Origin of the sequence: Meiothermus cerbereus DSM 11376 (assembly GCF_000620065.1) — a bacterium.
Taxonomy (GTDB): domain Bacteria; phylum Deinococcota; class Deinococci; order Deinococcales; family Thermaceae; genus Meiothermus; species Meiothermus cerbereus.
This window is the reverse complement of record NZ_JHVI01000031.1, coordinates 1-19,068: the sequence shown is the minus strand read 5'-3', so window position 1 is coordinate 19,068 and position 19,068 is coordinate 1. Positions and strand designations below refer to the sequence as shown.

The 19,068-nt window shown below is 61.4% G+C and carries 19 protein-coding genes and 1 rRNA gene; 14 read left to right on the top strand and 6 right to left on the bottom strand.

The window, feature by feature from the left end:
* Positions 1-33 precede the first annotated feature (33 nt).
* The 9 genes from Q355_RS0111525 (at position 34) to Q355_RS0111485 (ending at position 7,518) form a co-directional block, all read left to right on the top strand.
* On the top strand, positions 34-1,287 hold the full coding sequence (locus Q355_RS0111525; RefSeq protein WP_027877945.1) for a 3-isopropylmalate dehydratase large subunit: 1,254 nt from the start codon (positions 34-36) through the stop codon (positions 1,285-1,287).
* Entirely contained in the window at positions 1,280-1,783 is a 504-nt protein-coding gene (locus Q355_RS0111520; protein WP_027877944.1) for a LeuD/DmdB family oxidoreductase small subunit, read from the top strand. The genes Q355_RS0111525 and Q355_RS0111520 overlap by 8 nt, the downstream gene beginning before the upstream one ends.
* Before the next feature lie 21 nt (positions 1,784-1,804).
* Positions 1,805-2,116, top strand: coding sequence for an Rpo12/RPC10 RNA polymerase subunit family protein (locus Q355_RS0111515; RefSeq protein WP_027877943.1), 312 nt, complete (start codon positions 1,805-1,807; stop codon positions 2,114-2,116).
* Between the two features lie 63 nt (positions 2,117-2,179).
* The gene (gene lysW, locus Q355_RS0111510) at positions 2,180-2,344 is read left to right on the top strand and encodes a lysine biosynthesis protein LysW (RefSeq protein WP_027877942.1); all 165 of its coding nucleotides are present in this window, start codon (positions 2,180-2,182) and stop codon (positions 2,342-2,344) included.
* A gap of 70 nt (positions 2,345-2,414) precedes the next feature.
* Complete coding sequence (gene lysX, locus Q355_RS0111505; RefSeq protein WP_027877941.1) at positions 2,415-3,257, top strand: lysine biosynthesis protein LysX; 843 nt, start codon at positions 2,415-2,417, stop codon at positions 3,255-3,257.
* Positions 3,258-3,409: 152 nt separating this feature from the next.
* Positions 3,410-4,450, top strand: coding sequence for an N-acetyl-gamma-glutamyl-phosphate reductase (gene argC, locus Q355_RS0111500; RefSeq protein WP_027877940.1), 1,041 nt, complete (start codon positions 3,410-3,412; stop codon positions 4,448-4,450).
* Positions 4,451-4,453: 3 nt separating this feature from the next.
* Positions 4,454-4,975, top strand: a complete 522-nt coding sequence (gene yjjX, locus Q355_RS0111495) for an inosine/xanthosine triphosphatase (RefSeq protein WP_027877939.1) — start codon at positions 4,454-4,456, stop codon at positions 4,973-4,975.
* A gap of 38 nt (positions 4,976-5,013) precedes the next feature.
* Positions 5,014-5,823: a [LysW]-aminoadipate kinase gene (locus tag Q355_RS0111490; RefSeq protein WP_027877938.1), complete on the top strand. Its 810-nt coding sequence runs from the start codon at positions 5,014-5,016 to the stop codon at positions 5,821-5,823.
* 189 nt (positions 5,824-6,012) lie between these two features.
* Complete coding sequence (locus tag Q355_RS0111485; protein ID WP_027877937.1) at positions 6,013-7,518, top strand: phosphodiester glycosidase family protein; 1,506 nt, start codon at positions 6,013-6,015, stop codon at positions 7,516-7,518.
* Here Q355_RS0111485 and Q355_RS0111480 read toward each other — a convergent pair.
* Entirely contained in the window at positions 7,515-8,582 is a 1,068-nt protein-coding gene (locus tag Q355_RS0111480; RefSeq protein WP_027877936.1) for a DNA adenine methylase, read from the bottom strand. The two genes, Q355_RS0111485 and Q355_RS0111480, sit on opposite strands and share 4 nt — an antisense overlap.
* 448 nt (positions 8,583-9,030) lie before the next feature.
* On the opposite strand from Q355_RS0111480, the gene bshA reads away from it, so the two are divergent.
* The 3 genes from bshA (at position 9,031) to ilvA (ending at position 12,225) form a co-directional block, all read left to right on the top strand.
* A complete protein-coding gene (gene bshA, locus Q355_RS0111475) occupies positions 9,031-10,311 on the top strand; it encodes an N-acetyl-alpha-D-glucosaminyl L-malate synthase BshA (protein WP_027877935.1) in 1,281 nt (426 codons plus the stop codon).
* Positions 10,312-10,353: 42 nt separating this feature from the next.
* A complete protein-coding gene (locus tag Q355_RS0111470; protein ID WP_027877934.1) occupies positions 10,354-10,827 on the top strand; it encodes a CYTH domain-containing protein in 474 nt (157 codons plus the stop codon).
* Between the two features lie 165 nt (positions 10,828-10,992).
* Entirely contained in the window at positions 10,993-12,225 is a 1,233-nt protein-coding gene (gene ilvA, locus Q355_RS0111465; RefSeq protein WP_027877933.1) for a threonine ammonia-lyase, read from the top strand.
* On the opposite strand, the gene Q355_RS16520 is transcribed toward ilvA, so the two are convergent.
* The 3 genes from Q355_RS16520 to crtI are packed head-to-tail and all read right to left on the bottom strand — an operon-like array spanning position 12,222 to position 14,344.
* Positions 12,222-12,452, bottom strand: coding sequence for a DNA cytosine methyltransferase (locus tag Q355_RS16520; protein ID WP_084496123.1), 231 nt, complete (start codon positions 12,450-12,452; stop codon positions 12,222-12,224). The two genes, ilvA and Q355_RS16520, sit on opposite strands and share 4 nt — an antisense overlap.
* 32 nt (positions 12,453-12,484) lie before the next feature.
* Entirely contained in the window at positions 12,485-12,691 is a 207-nt protein-coding gene (locus tag Q355_RS0111455; RefSeq protein WP_027877932.1) for a hypothetical protein, read from the bottom strand.
* A 12-nt stretch (positions 12,692-12,703) separates the two neighbouring features.
* Entirely contained in the window at positions 12,704-14,344 is a 1,641-nt protein-coding gene (gene crtI / locus Q355_RS0111450; protein ID WP_036259358.1) for a phytoene desaturase family protein, read from the bottom strand.
* A gap of 82 nt (positions 14,345-14,426) precedes the next feature.
* Between crtI and Q355_RS0111445 the strand changes: the two genes are divergently transcribed.
* Both Q355_RS0111445 and solA read left to right on the top strand, forming a co-directional pair.
* Positions 14,427-15,398, top strand: a complete 972-nt coding sequence (locus Q355_RS0111445) for an NADPH:quinone oxidoreductase family protein (protein ID WP_084496122.1) — start codon at positions 14,427-14,429, stop codon at positions 15,396-15,398.
* On the top strand, positions 15,395-16,564 hold the full coding sequence (solA, locus tag Q355_RS0111440) for an N-methyl-L-tryptophan oxidase (RefSeq protein WP_027877929.1): 1,170 nt from the start codon (positions 15,395-15,397) through the stop codon (positions 16,562-16,564). Before Q355_RS0111445 ends, solA begins: the two co-directional genes overlap by 4 nt.
* 226 nt (positions 16,565-16,790) lie before the next feature.
* Here solA and Q355_RS0111430 read toward each other — a convergent pair whose 3' ends face one another.
* Together Q355_RS0111430 and Q355_RS0111425 are read right to left on the bottom strand one after the other, a co-directional pair.
* Positions 16,791-17,285, bottom strand: a complete 495-nt coding sequence (locus Q355_RS0111430) for an NUDIX hydrolase (protein WP_036259355.1) — start codon at positions 17,283-17,285, stop codon at positions 16,791-16,793.
* A 289-nt stretch (positions 17,286-17,574) separates the two neighbouring features.
* Positions 17,575-19,063: ribosomal RNA gene (locus Q355_RS0111425) — 16S ribosomal RNA — on the bottom strand.
* Positions 19,064-19,068 lie beyond the last annotated feature (5 nt).

The following is a 19,068-nucleotide window of genomic DNA, read 5'->3' as shown; positions in this document are numbered from 1 at the left end:
GGTTTATTAGAACACGTTTTGATGGGGGATGCGATGGGGCTAACTTTAGCGGAAAAAATTCTTTCCAAGCGAGCGGGCCGTGAGGTCAGGGCGGGGGAACTGGTGGTGGTTGAGGTAGACCAGGTGATGGTGGTGGACTCCATTGCCGGGAGCTTTTTCAAGCGCTTGGAGCAGCTCGAGGCCACCCCGCGCTTCCCTGAAAAGGTGTCCATCGTGATTGACCATGTGGCCCCCGCCGCCAACGTCGAGGTGGCCAAGGCCCAGAAGGAAATCCGGGCGTGGGGCAAGCAGTACGGCTGCCGGGTGTTTGACGTGGGGCGGGGTATCTGCCACCAGGTGTTGGTGGAAGAGCGGCTGGCCCTGCCGGGGGGCATCGTGCTGGGCTCGGACAGCCACTCCACCACCTATGGGGGTATCGGCTGCTTTGGTAGCGGGATGGGGGCTACCGACATCGCACTGGCCGCCGCCTCGGGGCGTACCTGGTTGCGCGTGCCAGAAACGGTCAAGGTAACTTTTCGGGGACAGCTTGCACCCAGCACAACGGCCAAGGATGCGGCTTTGGAGATGGTTCGGCTGCTCACTGCCGATGGGGCTACCTACATGAGCATCGAGATGCACCTGGTGGATGGGGCCGAGTCCCTGACCCGCAGCCAACGCCTGACCCTGGCCAACCTGACCGTGGAGGCCGGGGCCAAGTGTGGGCTGGTGGTGCCCAGCGGAGAGATTTTGCAGATGTATGACGTGCCCGGCTGGCTGTCGCCCGATCCCGACGCGGTGTATACCAGGGAAGTCGAGATTGACCTCTCTAACCTTACCCCACGGGTTGCGGTGCCGTTTTACGTGGACAACGTGGAAGAGGTAGAAAAGGTAAGGGGCAAAAAGGTAGACCAGGTGTTTGTGGGCACCTGTACCAATGGGCGGCTGGACGACTTACACCAGGTGGCCGAAATTCTGAAGGGCCGTAAGGTGGCGCCGGGGGTACGGTTGCTGGTTATTCCGGCCTCGTCGCAGGTGCTCGAGCAGGCCACCGCCGACGGCACCCTGCTCACCTTGCTGCAAGCCGGGGCTACGCTGGGAACCCCTGGCTGCGGGCCTTGTATGGGACGGCACCAGGGCGTGCTGGCACCGGGCGAGGTGTGCGTGAGCACCTCCAACCGCAACTTTAGGGGACGGATGGGCGCAGCCGACGCCGAGATTTACCTGGCCTCGCCCCGGGTGGCCGCCGCAACTGCGGTAGCCGGCTACATCACCACCCCGGAGGCTTTGGAGGAGGCAACTTATGCCTAGAGTCTGGAAGTTTGGCGATGCCATCAACACCGATGACATTCTGCCGGGCAAGTATGCGCCCTTTATGGTGGGCGAGGACAGGTTTCATACCTACGCCTTTGCCCACCTTCGCCCCGATTTTGCACCCAACTACCAGCCAGGCGACATCCTGGTCTGCGGCAAGAACACAGGCCTGGGCTCCTCGCGGGAGTATGCCCCGGAAGCCCTGCGCAAGCTGGGCCTCAAGGCCATTATCGCCAAAAGCTATGCCCGCATCTTCTACCGCAACCTGGTTAACCTGGGCATTATGCCTTTCGAGGCGCCAGAGGTGGTAGATGCTTTGCAGGATGGCGATGAGGTGGAGCTGGATTTAGAGCAGGGCATTCTGCGGCGGGGGGCCGAAACCTTCCTGCTAAAGCCCCCACCGGCTTTTTTGTTGGAAGCCCTCAAGGAAGGCAGCATTCTGGAGTATTACCGCAAGTACGGGCGTTTCCCTGGCGAGCGCACCGGCGGGTAAACTGAAGGGGTTGAGGTTTTTATGGAAGACCTGGAAGTGATCTGTCCGGAATGCGGTGAAGCCAACTACCTCCTTGCTGAAGACCTCGAGGAGCTCACCCCCGACGACTTTTTCGAGTGTGAGTCCTGCGGGGCCTACCTGCAGATTCTATCCACCGACCCGCTGGAAGTGGTGGTTATCGAAGACGGCGAGGAGGGACTTTTTGTAGACTGCCCGGAGTGCGGTCTAACTTTCGAGGTGGATAGCCAAGACGAGGTGGTCTGCCCGGAGTGTGGCCACCGCTTTACGCCCGACTGGTCGGATATTGAAGAGGACGAGGAAGACCTGGCCTGAGCTAACAGCCAATGGCCGGTGGCCGGCGGCTTGAAGCATAGCAATGTGAGGAAAGGAGAGACCATGACAGCCGAATGTGTGGAATGCGGAAGCCCGATTGAGCTGGAGAACCCCGAACTGGGGGAGCTGGTGGTTTGCGAAACCTGCGGTGCGGAGCTCGAGGTGGTGGGGTTGGAGCCCCTCAAACTACAAGCGGCCCCCGAAGAAGCGGAGGACTGGGGCGAGTAAGGTTGGGCCTGGAGGGCAGGCCGGGAGGTAAGCCCCAGACCCTGCCCTCCAACGACCCGCCCCTTTGCGTATGCTAGCGATTCTGTACGACCGCATCCGCCCCGACGAGGAGATGCTCTTCAAAGCCGCTGAGGGGCTGGGCATTCCTTTCAAGAAAATCTATGCCAAACAGATGCCCATGCGCCTGGGGGAGCGTCCACCGGAGCTCGAGGGTGTTACCTGTGCGGTGGAGCGCCTGGTCTCACAGAGCAAGGGCCTGGCGGTCTCGCGCTATCTCAAGAGTCTGGGGATTCCGGTGGTCAATGCCCCGGAGGTCATCGAGGTTTGCGGGGACAAGTGGGCCACCAGCTGCGCTTTAGCAGCACATGGGGTTCCCCAGCCCAAGACCGCCCTGGCTACCGAAGCCGAGGAAGCCCTGAAGCTCATCGAGCAGATGGGCTATCCGGTGGTGATGAAGCCGGTGGTGGGGAGCTGGGGCCGCCTGCTCTCGCTCATCCGCGACCGCGATGCCGCCGAAACGGTGCTCGAGCACAAGGAGGTGCTGGGCGGCTACCAGCACCAGCTCTATTACATACAAGAGCTGGTGGAAAAAGGAGGCCGGGACATCCGGGCTTTTGTGGTAGGGGATAGCTGCATTGCGGCCATCTACCGCAGTTCGGACCACTGGATTACCAACACCGCCCGTGGGGGCAAGGCCTCCAACTGCCCGGTGAGGCCCGAACTGGCCGCGCTGGCTGTAACGGCGGCCAAAGCGGTGGGGGGTGGGGTGGTGGCTATTGACCTGTTCGAGTCCCCTCGAGGCTTGCTGGTAAATGAGGTCAACCACACCATGGAGTTCAAAAACTCTGTAAGCACCACTGGGGTGGACATTCCAGCCAAGATACTGGAGTACGCCTGGAGCATCCGTCGCTAGAGCTGTGAGTGGGGTTGCCGGCAGGCGAACCGCACGCAAAGGCTCGAGGATGCTTTAGGGCATCGCAAAACGCTGGATTGGGAGAAATCAGGGCGCAACTCCCCAAAAGCTTTTTCGATAGAGCCTTTTTCTAGGCGCAAGTTATCGATCTTATGAGCGAGAAGAAAACCATTTCGATTGTGGGAGGCTCCGGCTACGCGGGGGGCGAGTTCTTGCGGCTGGCCCTGCAGCATCCTTACCTCGAGGTCAAGCAGGTAACCTCGCGCCGGATGATGGGCGACCCCGTAACGCTGGTACACCCCAACCTGCGGGGTCGCACCAGCCTGAAGTTTGTGGATCCCGCCAGCCTCGAGCCCTGCGACATCCTGGTGCTCTCCATGCCCCACGGGGTGGCGGCCAAAGAGTTCGAGAAATACCAGCATCTGGCCCCGGTTATCGTGGATTTATCGGCGGACTTTCGCCTGAAGAACCTGGAGCTCTACAAGAAGTACTATGCTGAGGATCACCCCCGCCCCGACCTATTGGGCCAGTGGGTGTATGGCAACCCCGAGCTCTACCGCGAGGCCCTCAAAACCGCCAACCGCATCGCCTGTTGCGGCTGCAACGCCACGGCCACCATTCTGGGCCTTTATCCCTTGCTGCGAGAGGGCCTGCTGGCTCCAGGGCCCATCTTCGCCACCCTGATGATTTCCACCAGTGCCGCTGGCGCGGAGCCCAGCCTGGCCTCGCACCACCCCGAGCGCGCGGGCAGCATCCGGGCCTACAAGCCTACCGGCCACCGCCACACCGCCGAAATTCGGGAGAACCTGCCGGGCCAGCCTGAGCTTTACCTGACGGCCATCGCCACCGACCGGGTGCGGGGCATCCTGATGACCGCCCAGACCTTCTTGCGGCAGGGCCTGAGCGAGAAGGATGTCTGGGGGGCCTACCGCAAGGTGTACGGGGCGGAGCCTTTTATCCGCCTGGTCAAGCTCAAGAAGGGTATTCACCGCTACCCCGACCCCAAGGTGGTGGAGGGCACCAACTACTGCGAGGTGGGCTTCGAGCTGGAGGAAGACACCGGGCGCTTGGTGGTGATCTCGGCCATCGACAACCTGGTCAAAGGTACGGCAGGCCATGCCATCCAGAGCCTCAACGTGCGGATGGGCTGGCCCGAAACCCTGGGCCTCGAGTTTACCGGACTGCACCCCTAGGCCATGGTGGTTGTCGGCTCTACCAATCCGGCCAAGCTCGAACCCGTGCGCCTGGTGTTTGCGGAGCTGTTTCCGGGGCTGCAAGTAAGCGGCGTGGAGGTGCCCAGCGGGGTGCGTGTGCAGCCCATCGGCTACGAGGAAACCCGCCTGGGGGCGGAAAACCGCGCCAGGGCGGCCCTGGCCCAGCCCGGCGCCACCTGGGGGCTGGGCCTGGAAGCCGGGGTGGAGTTCAATGCCTACGGGAGCTGGCTTTTCAACATCGCGGTGATCCTGCGCGCCGACGGACGCCGGGGCATGGCTCGAGGGGGCTCGGTCTTGCTGCCGCCGGTGGTGGGGGAGCGGCTGCGCCAAGGCGAGGAACTGGGCCCCATTATGGACGACCTGGTGGGCCAAAAAGACACTAAGAAGGCCCTGGGGGCGGTGGGCATCCTCACCCTCTCCCGCGTCGAGCGGGTGGAGTTCTGGCGGCACACCCTCGAGCTGGCCCTGCCACCGTTTTTGCGCCCGGAGCTCTATCCAGAGTAGAGCCTTACCCAATATGATGGCAGGCTAGAGGTTGGCCGATGATTGTAGTCAAGGTAGGCGGTTCGGAAGGCATCAACTACGAGGCAGTGGCTAAAGATACCGCTTCGCTTTGGAAGTCGGGTCAAAAGCTCATCGTTGTGCACGGGGGCAGCAGCGAGACCAACCGAATAGCCGAGGCGTTGGGCCACCCGCCGCAGTTTCTCACCCACCCCGGCGGCCTGACCAGCCGCCTCACCGACCGCAGAACCCTGGAAATCTTCGAGATGGTCTACTGCGGCCTGGTGAACAAGCGCATCGTAGAGCTTTTGCAGCGCGAGGGTGTGAACGCGGTGGGCCTTTCGGGCCTGGATGGCCGCATCTTCGAGGGTAAGCGCAAAGATGCCGTCAAGTACATTGAAAACGGCAAAATAAAAATTCACCGGGGCGACTACACGGGCTCGGTGGAAAAGGTCAACACGGGCTTGCTGACCCTGTTGATGGACGCGGGCTACCTACCGGTGCTGACCCCGCCGGCGGTGTCCTACCAGGGCGAGGCCATCAACACCGACGGCGATACGGCGGCGGCCATGCTGGCGAGGGCCTTCCGGGCCGAGGCGCTGTTGCTCCTTTCCAATGTTCCGGGCTTGTTAGCGGACTTTCCGGATGAGTCGAGCCTGATCCGCGAAATTCCAGCGGCCCAGGTGGGCGACCCCCAGTACATGAGCGTGGCCCAGGGCCGCATGAAGAAAAAGGTGCTGGGCGCAGTAGAGGCGGTGCAGGGCGGGGTGGGCCGGGTGGTGTTTGGCGATGCCCGTATCGAGAACCCGATTTCGGCTGCGCTGGCCGGGGCCGGTACGGTGGTGCGCTAAACCCCCAGGGAAGGATGGGCGGTAAAATTGCGCCATTATGGATCGGCCCACCCCTTACGGCCTCGAGCCCTTGCCCCCGTGCGAACTCGACCGCTAGCACAAAACGTGGCCTGTACAGCGGATTATCAGGCAGGGATGCTATTGAACCTTTCCCTTTTTCGTGAGACCAAAATGTCTTGGAATGGAGCTATGTGGCGCTGGATGGTTCTGGTGGTGTCTTGGACGTTGGCCTATGCGCAAACGCCCTCAGCGGGAAACCCGCCGATGCTTCCGGCCAGTCGGCTGGGGCTGAGCGTAACCCAGGAGAACGGGGCCATCACCTTTCGCAAAGCCGAGCTGAGTTTTACCTACGTGGAAGGCATCGGCTGGACACCTCCGCTGGAGCCCGGCCTGCCCCCACCCCAGGGAACGCTGCTGCCCCTCGAGGTGATCCGGGCGGTGGGCCTGGTGAGCGCGCCGGAAGCCAGGGTGCGCTTTTCCGCCGACGCCAGCCGGTTGCGCCTGGTGCTGGATCTGCCCGAGAACGACGCGGTGCAGCCCGCGCCTTCGGGCCTGGCCCCCTATCCGGGCCGCCTGGAACTCAGCCTGCCCTACTTTGTGCCGGGCCTCGAGGGGCTGCGGGTTGCAGGAGTTGAGGTGGAGGCCCGCTACGAGCCGCAAAGCACCCTGCTCACGCTGCAAGCCCCGCCGGGTCGCTTTTACCGCTACCGTACATTTTTGCTTTCCAACCCCAGCCGCTATGTGCTAGACGTGTACTACCTCGAGCCCGAGCGCGAAGAGGCCCTGCAACCGGGGTTCCGCTACCGCGAGCTGTGGGCCTGGACACCCGAGCCGGTGCGGATGTACTGGCTCGAGGCCTCTCCGGGCCGCTGGCGCATGGAGCCGGTGGGCCGTCCGGGTGAGCGGAGGCTCCTGCCGGAGATGGCCCCCGGCGCCCTGGCCATCCTGAATGGCGGCTATTTTGATGGGCCCACCGGAACGCCCATTGGCCTTTGGGTGCGCTCCGGGGTGCCCCTTAGCTTTCCCTTTGGGCGCAGTGCTCTGTTCTGGCAGGACGACACGGTATTTGCCGGACGTCCCCGTTTTACCGCCTCGGTGCAGCTGATGGACGGGCGCAGCCTGCGGGTGGGGCTCAACCTGGCCCGGGCCCGCTATACGGTGCACACCCTGCCGGGGCTGGTGGGCAGGGCGGGCGAAAATGTACACCTGGTGCGGGGCGAGCAGATTATCGCCACCTATCCTGCACCCTACCAACTCCCCGAGGGGCTGTGGGCCCTTACCTTTCCTGCCGAAGAGCCCGTGGCCCGCACCGGCGAGACCCTGCGGCTGGTGGTGAGCCTTGAGCCGCCGGCAAACCATGCGCTCGAGGCCGGCCCCCTGCTGCTCCAGGCGGGGGTGAACGTCTTTGACCCCAACGCCGAGCCCTTCCGCGACCGGGCCCCGGTAGAGGCAGTAGCGGCCCAGTCGGCGGTGGCCTGGTCACAGGAAGGAGCCCTCTTCTTTATTGTGACCGAGCCCATGCGCCCCGAGGCCCTGGCCCGGGTGCTGCAAGAACAGGGCTTGTGGGGCGCCATTCGTATGGACGGGGGCGGCTCGGCCCAGCTATGGGTACAGGGCCGCCTGCGCAACCCAGGCAACGGCCTGCTGGGGGCGCGCCCGGTGGTGAGCGGACTGGCGCTGTACCCCAGGCCCTAACCTGCCAGGCGGCTGGTCCCCTTTGAGCGCAAGGCGTTGTAGACCCTTTTGCTGTGGGTTGCCACAAACAGATACTCCTGGTTTTCGGTGTGCGAGACCTGCCCCACTTTCTGGCCCTGGGGGTTGTAGATGCCGATGCGCGCACCTACGTAGCGGCGGTGGGTCTGGCTCATCCGCACCACATAGCCCCACTCCTTCAGCATGGCCTCAATTTCTTCGGCGCGGAAAAAGCCCTCGTTGTTGAACGACAACACCAGGTGTTTGGCCTTTAGACTCCCCAACAGTTTTTCCATAGCGCCTCTGGCCTCGCGTTTGGAGTTGAAAGGGCTTTTGCGCTTTTGTACCTCGGTGCGTTTGCGGGCGACGCCATAGGTTTGGGGCCTGTCCCAGCGAACCAGGGTTTCCCAGAGGTGGTAGTTACCCAGGTAGGAGTGTTGGTTGTAGGGTGGGTCGAGGTAGATGAGGTCAGCCTGCAGGTGGGGGGCGATTTCCAGGGCGTCGGCCTGGAGGGCCAGTCCATCGCCTGCCAGCAGGGGTGGGTATTCCAGGCGCAAGGAGTTGAACGAGCGGGGGGCCCAGCGCTTAAGGTAGGCCATCTGGATGCCGGTGGTGGAGTCTACTTTGTCGGCAGCAACCATCAGGCTAAAGAGCAGAATGGCCCACAGGGTTTGGTCTGTGGCAGCCTCGAGCTCGATACGCTCGCGGATGGCCTCGATTTTGGCCCCATTGTGGGGCTGAATATAGCGAGACTCCTGGCAGTAGGTGCGGGTAAACCAGCCAGGCCGGCCTTTTAGCCGTTGTAGCCGCTTCAAGATGGGTTGGATGCGCTCAGGGGGATACTGGTTCCGGTTGGCCTGTACCAGCGTCTGGGCCAGCACCCAGGCGTAGGTATGGAGGTCGTTGGCGGTTACAAAAAACCCCATGTTTTTGAGTGCGTGCCCCACCCGGGCGCTGCCGGAGAACAAATCCACAGCGTCTTTGATGGGGCTGATGCCATCGATTTGCCCTACCACCCCGGTAATCCAGGGCAAAAGCGCGCGTTTGGAGCCAATATATTTGACCACTGCGAAAATTCTACACGCAAGCATGGCGAATGGCGCAATATACGCAGGTAAACCCGGTAAGCCCTTGGGTGTGCAGCAGCTTTTTTGCACGGGCATGCTGGCGGAGCGGGCGGGTTTTCTTAAGGCCGCCTCACAGGAAGCCTTAATACTGTTAAATAGGCCAGGAACGGGATGCCTACAAAACCAGAATATGCCGAGGCATGGGGATGTGTTGACCCTTGCTCCTGGCAAAAGCGCGTCCCGAGCGGCCTTCTCCTCTAGGTTCATTATGAGAAACTGCCCCAACAGGGCTTTAGACAATTTCTCACCTCTAAACCTTAGGCTGGACTTGCCCTCAAGAGGTGAGCCTTGCATCTGAAAATGTGCTGACTTGGCACATGCAGGATGAAGACACCGCTTTAGCGGGCGTTGCTGATGTGAGCTTGAGCTAACCCAAACAGGAGGTTACATGAATATAGCCATTCTTTGCCATGCCAGCGCCGGAGGTTCGGGTGTGGTGGCTACCGAGCTGGCCCTGGCCCTGGCCGGGCTGGGGCACAAGGTACACGTGGTGGCTACCGAACGGCCCTTTCGTCTCACCGAAGAACGGCTCAGCCAGCTTGGCCTGAGCAGTAACCTGCTGGGGGGACGGCCTGTCTCGACGGGTCAAGACCCTGTGGGTGGGCTAGGCCGCATTTTTCGGGCTTCCAGGCAGAGTGTGGCCCGCTGGCTGGCTCTGCTCAAAAAACCGCTGCAAACAGGTTCGTTGCACTTCCACCAGATCCTGAGCGCCGATTACCCCTTGTTCCAGGAACCACTTACCCCCCTGACTGCGGCCAACTCTATCGCCGAGCTAATCGAGCGCTACAAAATCGAGCTGGTGCATGCCCACTACGCCATTCCCCACGCCACCAGCGCCATTCTGGCCCGCGAGATGGGCCTGGACATCAAGGTTGTAACCACTCTGCACGGCACCGACGTGACCCTGGTGGGGCTCGAGCCAGCTTTTGCCAAAACTACCCAACACGCGGTGCGTACCTCCGATGCAGTGACGGCGGTCTCGCACTCGCTGGCCCAGGATGCCCGCAGCAAGCTGGGGGTGGAGCGCGAGATTGAGGTTATCTACAATTGGGTGGATCCTGAGCGTTTCAAGCCCAACCGCGACCCGGTCTACCGGGCCCGCTTTGCCCAGCCCGAGGAGGCTATCGTGCTGCACGTGTCCAACTTTCGCACGGTCAAGCGCCCCCTGGATGCGCTGCGGGTGTTTGCCGGCATTCTCGAGCGGATGCCGGCCCGTATGCTCATGATTGGCGATGGGCCGCTGCGCCAGGAATGCGTAGAGCTGGCCCACGAGCTAGAAATTGCCGGGCGGGTGCAGTTTTTGGAGTCTACGCCCAGCATCGAGAAGTTTATGAGTGTGGCCGACCTGTTTTTGCTGCCCTCCGAGCAAGAGTCCTTCGGACTGGTGGCTTTAGAGGCCATGGCCAGTGGGGTTCCGGTGGTGGCCAGCCGGGTGGGGGGGCTGCCCGAACTGGTCGAGGAGGGCAAAACCGGCTTTTTGCGCCCGATGGGGGACATACCGGGGATGCTCGAGGCCAGCCTGGAAATCCTCGCCAACCGCACCCGCCGCCGCAACATGGGCGAGGCGGCCCGCGCGCGGGCCATCGAACGCTTCCGGCCCGAGGTGGTGCTGCCCAAATACCTGGAGGTCTACGAAAAGACCCTCGAGGGGGCCCTGGTTGGGAAGTAGTGCAAAGGCTACCCCCGACACCCCAACCCATACAATGCAAGTATGGGCAGCGAGATCGAGCGTAAATTCCTGGTGCGCTCAGAAGACTGGAAGCCTGGTGCAGTGGGCGTGCCATACCGCCAGGGCTACCTGTGCCGCCAGGCCGCCCGTACCGTGCGGGTACGGGTTGCAGGCGGGCAGGCCTACCTGACCATCAAGGGTCAGGCCCAGGGCATTACCCGCCTGGAGTACGAGTACCCCATCCCCTTGGCCGATGCCCAGGACTTGCTCGAGCAGCTTTGTTTGAAGCCCCTGATCGAGAAAACCCGCTACCGCCTTGAGTTTGGCGGGCGAGTGTGGGAGGTGGACGAGTTTGCCGGGGAGAACCAGGGCTTGGTGGTGGCGGAAGTGGAGCTCGAGTGGCCTGACCAGCCCCTCGAGCTGCCGGACTGGGTGGGGGAGGAGGTCACCCACGACCCCCGCTACCTGAACGCCAACCTGGTGGAGCAACCGTTCTCCAGGTGGGGAAAACTCTGACTCCGGCACATTGTTTTGCTAAATCTAAATGCTTTGATTTGTTCATTTTCTGGGGCCCCCGCCTGAAGCGCGGGCAGCATTAGCTTGAAATACCAGGGTGCTATGACAATTCCTAACGGAACGATTCATGCGGGGTTCATATCATATGCGCGATACAATCACCACATGGCAGTTCGACTCGAGCACATCCAGGCCGCCCGCGAGGTGATTCGCAGCGTTATCGCTACTACGCCCACCCTGCCCGACCCCCTTGCTTCCGACGAGCTGGGGGCGCGGGTCTTCGTCAAGGCCGAGTGCCTGCAAAAAAGCGGCTCCTTCAAGATTCGCGGGGCCTACCACAAAATTGCCGCCCTCACTCCCGAGGAAAAAGCCCGGGGCGTGATTGCCCCATCGGCGGGCAACCACGCCCAGGGGGTGGCCCTGGCAGCCGCTATGCAGGGCATTCGCTCGGTGATTGTGATGCCCCAGCACGCCCCCCTCACCAAGGTGGTGGCCACCCGCCGCCTGGGGGCTGAGGTGGTGCTCCATGGAACTAGCTTCGACGATGCCGTAGCCCACGCCCACGAACTCCAGCAGCAGCACGGCTACACCTACGTGCACGCCTTCAACGACGAAAAAATTATCGCCGGCCAGGGCACCATCGGCCTCGAGCTGCTGGAGGATTTGCCCGAGCTGGATGTGCTGGTGGTGCCCATCGGCGGCGGCGGCCTGATTGGGGGCATTGCTATTGCGGTCAAGAGCCTGCGCCCTAAGACCCGCATCGTGGGGGTACAGGCGGTGGGCTGTGCGCCGGTCAACCTCTCGCTCAAGGTCGGGAAACCCGTAAGCGTGCCGGTGGCCCAGACCATCGCCGATGGTATTGCGGTCAAGCGTCCCGGGGAACTCACCCTGCCCCTCATCCAGCAGTACGTGGACCAGGTGGTCGAGGTCACCGACGACGAAATCGCCCGGGGCATTGCCCACTGCGTCCAGAACCTCAAGCTGGTGGTGGAGGGGGCCGGGGCTGCCGGAATGGGAGCCATTCTGGCAGGTAAAGTGCCGGTGCAGCCGGGCCAGACGGTGGCTACCGTACTGTGCGGGGGCAATATCGACGGCAACCTGCTCTCGCGGGTAATTGAACAGGTAATGGTGCGGCAGGGTCGCTACCTCTTGCTCAAACTGGCAGTGATAGACCGCCCAGGAGCCCTGGCGCGGGTGGTGGATCATGTGGCCGCTGCAGGGGCCAACATCATTGATATCTTCCACCGGCGGGCGCTCTGGCTGGCCCCGCTGGGCAAGGTGGGGGTGGAGCTGGTGCTGGAGGTACGCGATGCCCAGCATGGCAGCGAGGTGGTAGCTGGCCTCGAGCAGGCCGGTTATGTCGTTGAACGTGAAAACGTGGGCGACTGGCCCGACTAACTTGCGAACTCAAATAAGCTCCCTTGCTTAACTATTTCTCGCGAATTGCCAAGGATAACTGCAAGGATAGCCTCACCGATGGCTTTGCCCATACCGACAGGCACGGCATTGCCTATTTGTCTGTACTGGTCTGACATAGAGCCGCAAAAGATCCATTCATCGGGGAAGCCTTGCAAACGAGCGGCTTCTCGAACGCTGATGGGCCGAAGCTCACTAGGATGGCACATGTCATACCAGATTCGGTTAGTTCGTCACCGAACTAACCGAATCTGGTATAAGTAGCCAAATCCTCATGTAAGCCTTTTTCGACAATCTCTTTCAAAGTGAACTTGCTAATTTTTGGAAAAGCACCACTGTCTAGGTTATTCCAGCAATATTCCAGAATAGTCACAAGCTTTTCATCCCAGGGCTTGTTGAGTGCTTCGGCAGCACTTTTGGCGAACTCTAGTAGAACTTCAAACTTCATCACCCGCCAATATTAAACCCTTGTGGCCTCTATCGGCAAAAGGTTTTCCACAGGCTTATCCACAATCCCAAAGTCCTTCGCAATGAGCCGCGCGGTCATTTTGGCCGACATCATCACACTGGGGGTTCCGGCCCCTGGCTGAACGCCGGCCCCCACCAGGTACAGGTTGGCAATGTCCTCGCTTTTGTTGTGGGGCCGGAAGAAGGCCGACTGGGCCAAGATGGGCTCGGGGCCGAAGGCGTTGCCCAGGTAGCTATTCAGGGTGTGCTCGAAGTAGTCGGGGGTGATAAAGCTCTTGTGCACCAGGCGCTCCATCAGGCCCGGCAGATAGCCGCGCTCGTCCAGGAAGCGGAGCACCTTGTTCACGAAAGGTTCGCCCAGCAAGTCCCAGTCGAGCTTGCTGCCATTGTGGGGTACGGGAATCAGGGTATAGGCCGCATGGTGGCCCGGAGGAGCCAGCGAGGGGTCGGTTAGGGTGGGGATGTGCAGGTACTGGCTGAAGTCCTTGGCCAGCACCTTGCGCCCGAAGATGTCCCGTAGCAGCTCCTCGTAGCGCGGCCCCAGGATGATGTTGTGGTGACGAAGTTTCTGGCCTTCGGTGCCATCGGCCTTGAAGCCAAAATAAATCACCACCAGCGACATGCTCTGGGGCCGCTTCTTCACGATGAAGTCCGACTGCCAGAAGCGGTACTGGGGCTCGATTAGCTTCAGGTAGGTGTTGGCGTAATCGGCGTTGGAGACCACGATGTCGGCGTGCAGTACGCTGCCGTCGGCTAAGGTGATGCCCTTGGCGATTTTCTTGTTGCCTTCGCGCACCACATTAATCTTCTTGACCTCGGCACTGTAGCGTATCTTGCCGCCCATCTCCTCGAACTTTTGCACAAAAGCCCGCACCAAGGCCCCGGTGCCCCCCAGGGCAAAGTGGATGCCCCAGGTTTTTTCCACAAAGTGAATCATGGCGTAGATGGCGGGTACGCTCAGGGGGTTGCCCCCCACCAGCAGGGTCTCGAAGCTAAAGACCTGGCGCAGCTTGGGCGATTTGAAGTATTTGCTGGCAAAGCTGAAGAGGGTGCGCACGGCATCCAGCCGGAGCAGGTCGGGAATAACCCGTAGCATGGTGCCCAGGTCGCCGAAGTGGGTGTAGCCAAGCTCGAGGAACCCTCGCTCAAAAATAGCCCTGGCATCGGCGTGGAAGCGCTCGTAGCCCTCGAGGTCGCCCGGCTCGCCCAGGGCTGCTACCTGGCGGCGGGTGTTCTCGGGGTCGCCGTCGTAGTCGAAGAAACTACCATCGTCGAAGTAGATGCGGTAAAAGGGCAGAATGGGGACGATCTGCACATACCTGCTGGTGTTGGGCCCGCCCGAGAGGCCCTCTTTGATGCGCTTATCTTCCCCGAGTATTTCGGGGGGGAAATCGGGGAGGTGTAGGTTGGACTGGCCGCGCTCGAGGCTGAACAGCTCCTCGATGAAGTGCGGCACCGTAATCACGGTAGGCCCCATATCGAAGGTAAACCCGTCTACCTGCCGGACGTAAGCCCGCCCGCCGGGGCCGTCCAGCTTTTCTACGATGGTGGTCTCGAAGCCCAGGCTTTGCAGGCGCAGGCCCATCGCCAGACCCCCAATCCCTGAGCCAATCACAATCGCTGTTCTCGTCATATCAGGGCCAAGGATACCCCCAAGGGCCAAGGACATTCTTCAGGTGAAACTACATTTGCAGGAGCGTTATATGCTGTGCAACATGAAAGCCATCCAAGTACACCGTGCAGGCGGCCCCGAAGTCTTGGAACTCACCGACCTCCCCAAACCCCACCCCGGCCCTGGGCAGGTGCTCGTCAAGGTGGAAGCAGTGGGCCTCAACTTCGCCGATATCTTGTATGTGGCAGGCGAGTATCTGGTGCGTACTCGCTACCCCACGATTCCGGGCATGGAGTTTGCCGGGGTCATTGAGGCGCTGGGCGAAGGGGTAGAGGGGTTGCATCCGGGCCAGCGGGTGGCAGCCCTGGGGGGCAGCGGTGCATTTGCCGAGTATGCGCTGGTGCCAGCCCGCTCGGTGCTGCCGGTGCCAGCCCAGATGAGCGCTGCCGAGGCCGCCGCTTTCCCGGTTTCTTACTTCACCGCCTACTTTGCCCTAGCCACCCAGGCCCGGGCCAGGCCGGGAGAATGGGTTTTGGTGCAAGCCGCCGCCGGTGCGCTGGGCACGGCTTCTATTCAGGTGGCCAAAGTGCTGGGGCTGCGGGTGATAGCGCTGGCCAGCAGCGAGGAAAAACTGGCCCTTTGCCAGGGCCTGGGGGCCGAGGTGGCCTTGCTCAATACCCAGGGCGACCTGGTGGATGCGGTCAAAAACGCCACCGAGGGCAAGGGGGTAGACATCCTGATGGAGGTGGTGGGGGGTGAGGGTTTTGCCCAGAGCCTCAAGATGCTGGCCTACCGGGGGCGCTTGCTGGTGATTGGTTCGGCCTCCCGCCAGATGGCCCAGATGTACCCGGTAAGCCTAATGAAGGGCAACCAGAGCGTCATTGGTGTGTGGCTTACCCCTTTCCTGAGCGACCCTGCCGAGATGCAGGCGGCCACGGCCTTCCTGATGCCCCTGGTGGCTTCGGGCCAGATCAGGCCGGTGGTGGGCCAGCGCTTCAAGCTAGAGGAGGCCGCCGAAGCGTTCAGGTTTGTGCTAAGCCGTAAGAACACCGGAAAGGTGATCCTGGAGCCATGAATACCGCCGATGTGGTGGTGGTCGGACTGGGCGCGATGGGCAGCGCCAGCCTGTACCAGCTCGCCCAGCGGGGGGCCAGGGTCATCGGGATAGACCGGCATGTGCCGCCGCATACCTATGGCTCCAGCCACGGCGAGACCCGCATCACCCGGCAGGCCATCGGCGAAGGGGTGGCCTATGTGCCGTTGGTACTGCGTTCACACCAGATCTGGCGCGAGCTCGAGGCCCAGACCGGCCGCTCGCTTTTTCTGGCCTGCGGGGGCCTCATTCTGAGCAGCCCCGTAGGTGAAGCCCTGCACCACGGCAAGCCGCAGTTTTTGCCGCGTACCCTCGAGGCCGCCCAGCGGTTTGGCATTGCCCACGAAGTGCTGGATGCGGCGCAAATACAAAAGCGGTTTCCACAGTTTATCCTGCAAGGCGACGAAATCGGCTACTACGAACCCGGCGCGGGGCTACTTTACCCTGAACGTTGCCTGGAAGTGCAGCTTAGTCAGGCCCGGCGCCTCGGCGCAGCGGTGAAAACCGGTGAACAGGTGCTCAAGATTACTCCCCAATCCGACGGGGTGCTGGTCGAAACCGATAAAAGCCGCTACTCCGCGGCCAAAGTGGTGGTGAGCGCAGGGGCCTGGGCCGCCGACCTGCTGGGCGAGCCTTTCGTGCGGGTGCTTCGGGTCTATCGCCAGGTGTTGTTCTGGCTCGAGGCCCAAAATCCCCAGGCTTACGGGCCAGAGCGCTTTCCCATCTTTATCTGGATCTTTGGCAGCGCTGAAGGACAGCACTTTTATGGCTTCCCCCAGGTTTTGCAGGGCGTAAAAGTAGCTACCGAGCAGTCGCAGGTGTCCACCCACCCCGACCAGGTAGAGCGCCAAATATCCGAAGCCGAGACCCAGTCCTTCCTATCCCGCTACGTGCAGGGTCGTTTGAAAGGGCTGGGTCCTGGGTGTCTTAGGAGCGCCACCTGCCTGTATACCTCTACGCTCGATGGCGACTTCATCCTCGACCACCACCCCAACTCCGAGCGCATCCTGGTGGCCTCGCCCTGTTCGGGCCACGGCTTCAAACACTCGGCGGCAGTAGGGGAGGCTATGGCTGAGCTGGCCCTGTATGGGCGCAGCCCGCTCGACCTGACCCCCTTCCGCCTGGCCCAACGACCGGCCTGGGGATAGGATAGGGCTTCAAATACCCAAGGGGGGTATGCTATGCTCTGTGGTGATACGGAGGCTAGACGATGCTCTCGAGTGTAACCCCAATGGAATGGATTTTAGGAGCTGTGGTGGGCCTGGGCTTGCTGGTGCTCATCCTCCTGATAACTGCCCCCTTTGGAGAGGTATTCAAAAAGAAAGATTGATCAAGGCGCGTTTTGCTCAAGCGCATAAACCAAGAGAACCGCTATTATGGCTGTGCCCCCAGCGGGGCCTGGGTGTCCCAGCAGGCCAGGGCCTTGAGAACGGCGTTGCGCTCGTTCTGGTGAGAGAGCCGTTTTAGGGCTTCGCGCACGGGAAACCAGGCTACCCCGTCCACCTCTTCCTTTTGGGGCCGGGGGGTTCCGCCCACATAGCCCATCAAAAAGTGATGCACTTCTTTGGTCACGGTGGTCTGGATGCCATCGTCCTTTACAGTGAAGTGGTAGCGAATGCTACCCAAAGGGGCCAGCACCTTGGCCTCGATGCCGGTTTCCTCGCGTACTTCGCGGACTGCTGTCTGCGGGTAGCGCTCCCCTGGTTCCACCTGGCCTTTGGGCAGGCTCCAGACCCGCCCATCCTTGATGGCGATGAGGAGCACCTCGAGGCCCTTTCCGCCCGCCCGCTCCCGCAATACCACACCCCCCGCCGAAGTCACACGGCGGCGCGATTGCGGCAGCACCTGGGGCCTGGTAACCCCGGACATGCCGCGCTTGGGTCTACGGCGGCGCGAACCAACTGAATAACGCATACTGTAACAACTTTCCAATGACCCAAAAATGGGTACCTTGTTTTAGTTTACACGGAACAAGCGCATTTGTCGTGTATGAAGGCACATATCCTGCGGTTTGGAGCGGACTCGAGCTTTGAGGGGACGAGCAAATAAAAAAGCGCCCCGAAGGGCGCTTGCCTTGAACAAAGAAAGATCAGCCGAGCTTGCTTGCGGCGCTAGGCGACGCAAGATGACGCAGACACGCTGCGTAAACGCTCCTTAGAAAGGAGGTGATCCAGCCGCACCTTCCGGTACAGCTACCTTGTTACGACTTAGCCCCAGTCATGAGCCTTACCCTAGGCGCCTGCCTGCGGCTCCCGGCGACTTCAGGCAAAACCCACTCCCATGGCTTGACGGGCGGTGTGTACAAGGCCCGGGAACGTATTCACCGCGGCATGGCTGATCCGCGATTACTAGCGATTCCAGCTTCATGGGGTCGAGTTGCAGACCCCAATCCGAACTGAGCCTGCTTTTATGCGATTGGCTTCCCGTTGCCGGGTCGCAGCGCTTTGTGGCAGGCATTGTAGCACGTGTGTCGCCCAGGTCGTAAGGGCCATGCGGATCAGACGTCATCCCCGCCTTCCTCCTACTTTCGTAGGCAGTCTCGCTAGAGTGCCCAGCCGAACTGATGGCAACTAGCAACAAGGGTTGCGCTCGTTGCGGGACTTAACCCAACATCTCACGACACGAGCTGACGACGACCATGCAGCACCTGTCTCACGGCTCCCTTGCGGGCACCCCCGGCTTTCACCAGGGTTCCGTGGATGTCAAGACCTGGTAAGGTTCTGCGCGTTGCTTCGAATTAAACCACATGCTCCACCGCTTGTGCGGGCCCCCGTCAATTCCTTTGAGTTTCAGTCTTGCGACCGTACTTCCCAGGTGGAGTGCTTAACGCGTTAGCTACGGCACCCAACAGATGTCGGACACCCAGCACTCATCGTTTAGGGCGTGGACTACCCGGGTATCTAATCCGGTTTGCTCCCCACGCTTTCGCGCCTCAGCGTCACAAATCGTCCAGGTAGCTGCTTTCGCTATTGGCGTTCCTTCCGGTATCTGCGCATTTCACCGCTACTCCGGAAATTCCGCTACCCTCTCCGACCGTCTAGCCTCACAGTATCCAACGCACCCCCGAAGTTGAGCTTCGGTCTTTAGCATCGGACTTGAGAGACCGCCTACACGCCCTTTACACCCAGTAAATCCGGGTAACGCTCGCACCCTCCGTATTACCGCGGCTGCTGGCACGGAGTTAGCCGGTGCTATTACCTCGGTACCGTCATTATCGTCCCGAGTTCAGAAGTTTACACCCCGAAGGGCTTCGTCCTTCAAGCGGTATCGCTCCGTCAGGCTTTCGCCCATTGCGGAAGATTCCTAACTGCTGCCTCCCGTAGGAGTGGGGTCCGTGTCTCAGTACCCCTGTGGCTGGTCGTCCTCTCAGACCAGCTACGCGTCGTCGGCTTGGTGGGCCGTTACCCCACCAACTACCTGATGCGCCGCAGGCCCATCCCAAAGCGCCGAAGCTTTAAACATCAGCCACAGCTGAGGTTCACATCCAGGATTAGCTAAGATTTCTCCTAGTTGTCCCAGACTTTGGGGTAGGTCACCTACGTGTTACTCACCCGTCCGCCACTAACTGCCGAAACAGTCCGTGCGACTTGCATGTCTTAGGCATACCGCCAGCGTTCACCCTGAGCCAGGATCAAACTCTCCAAAAATGCTC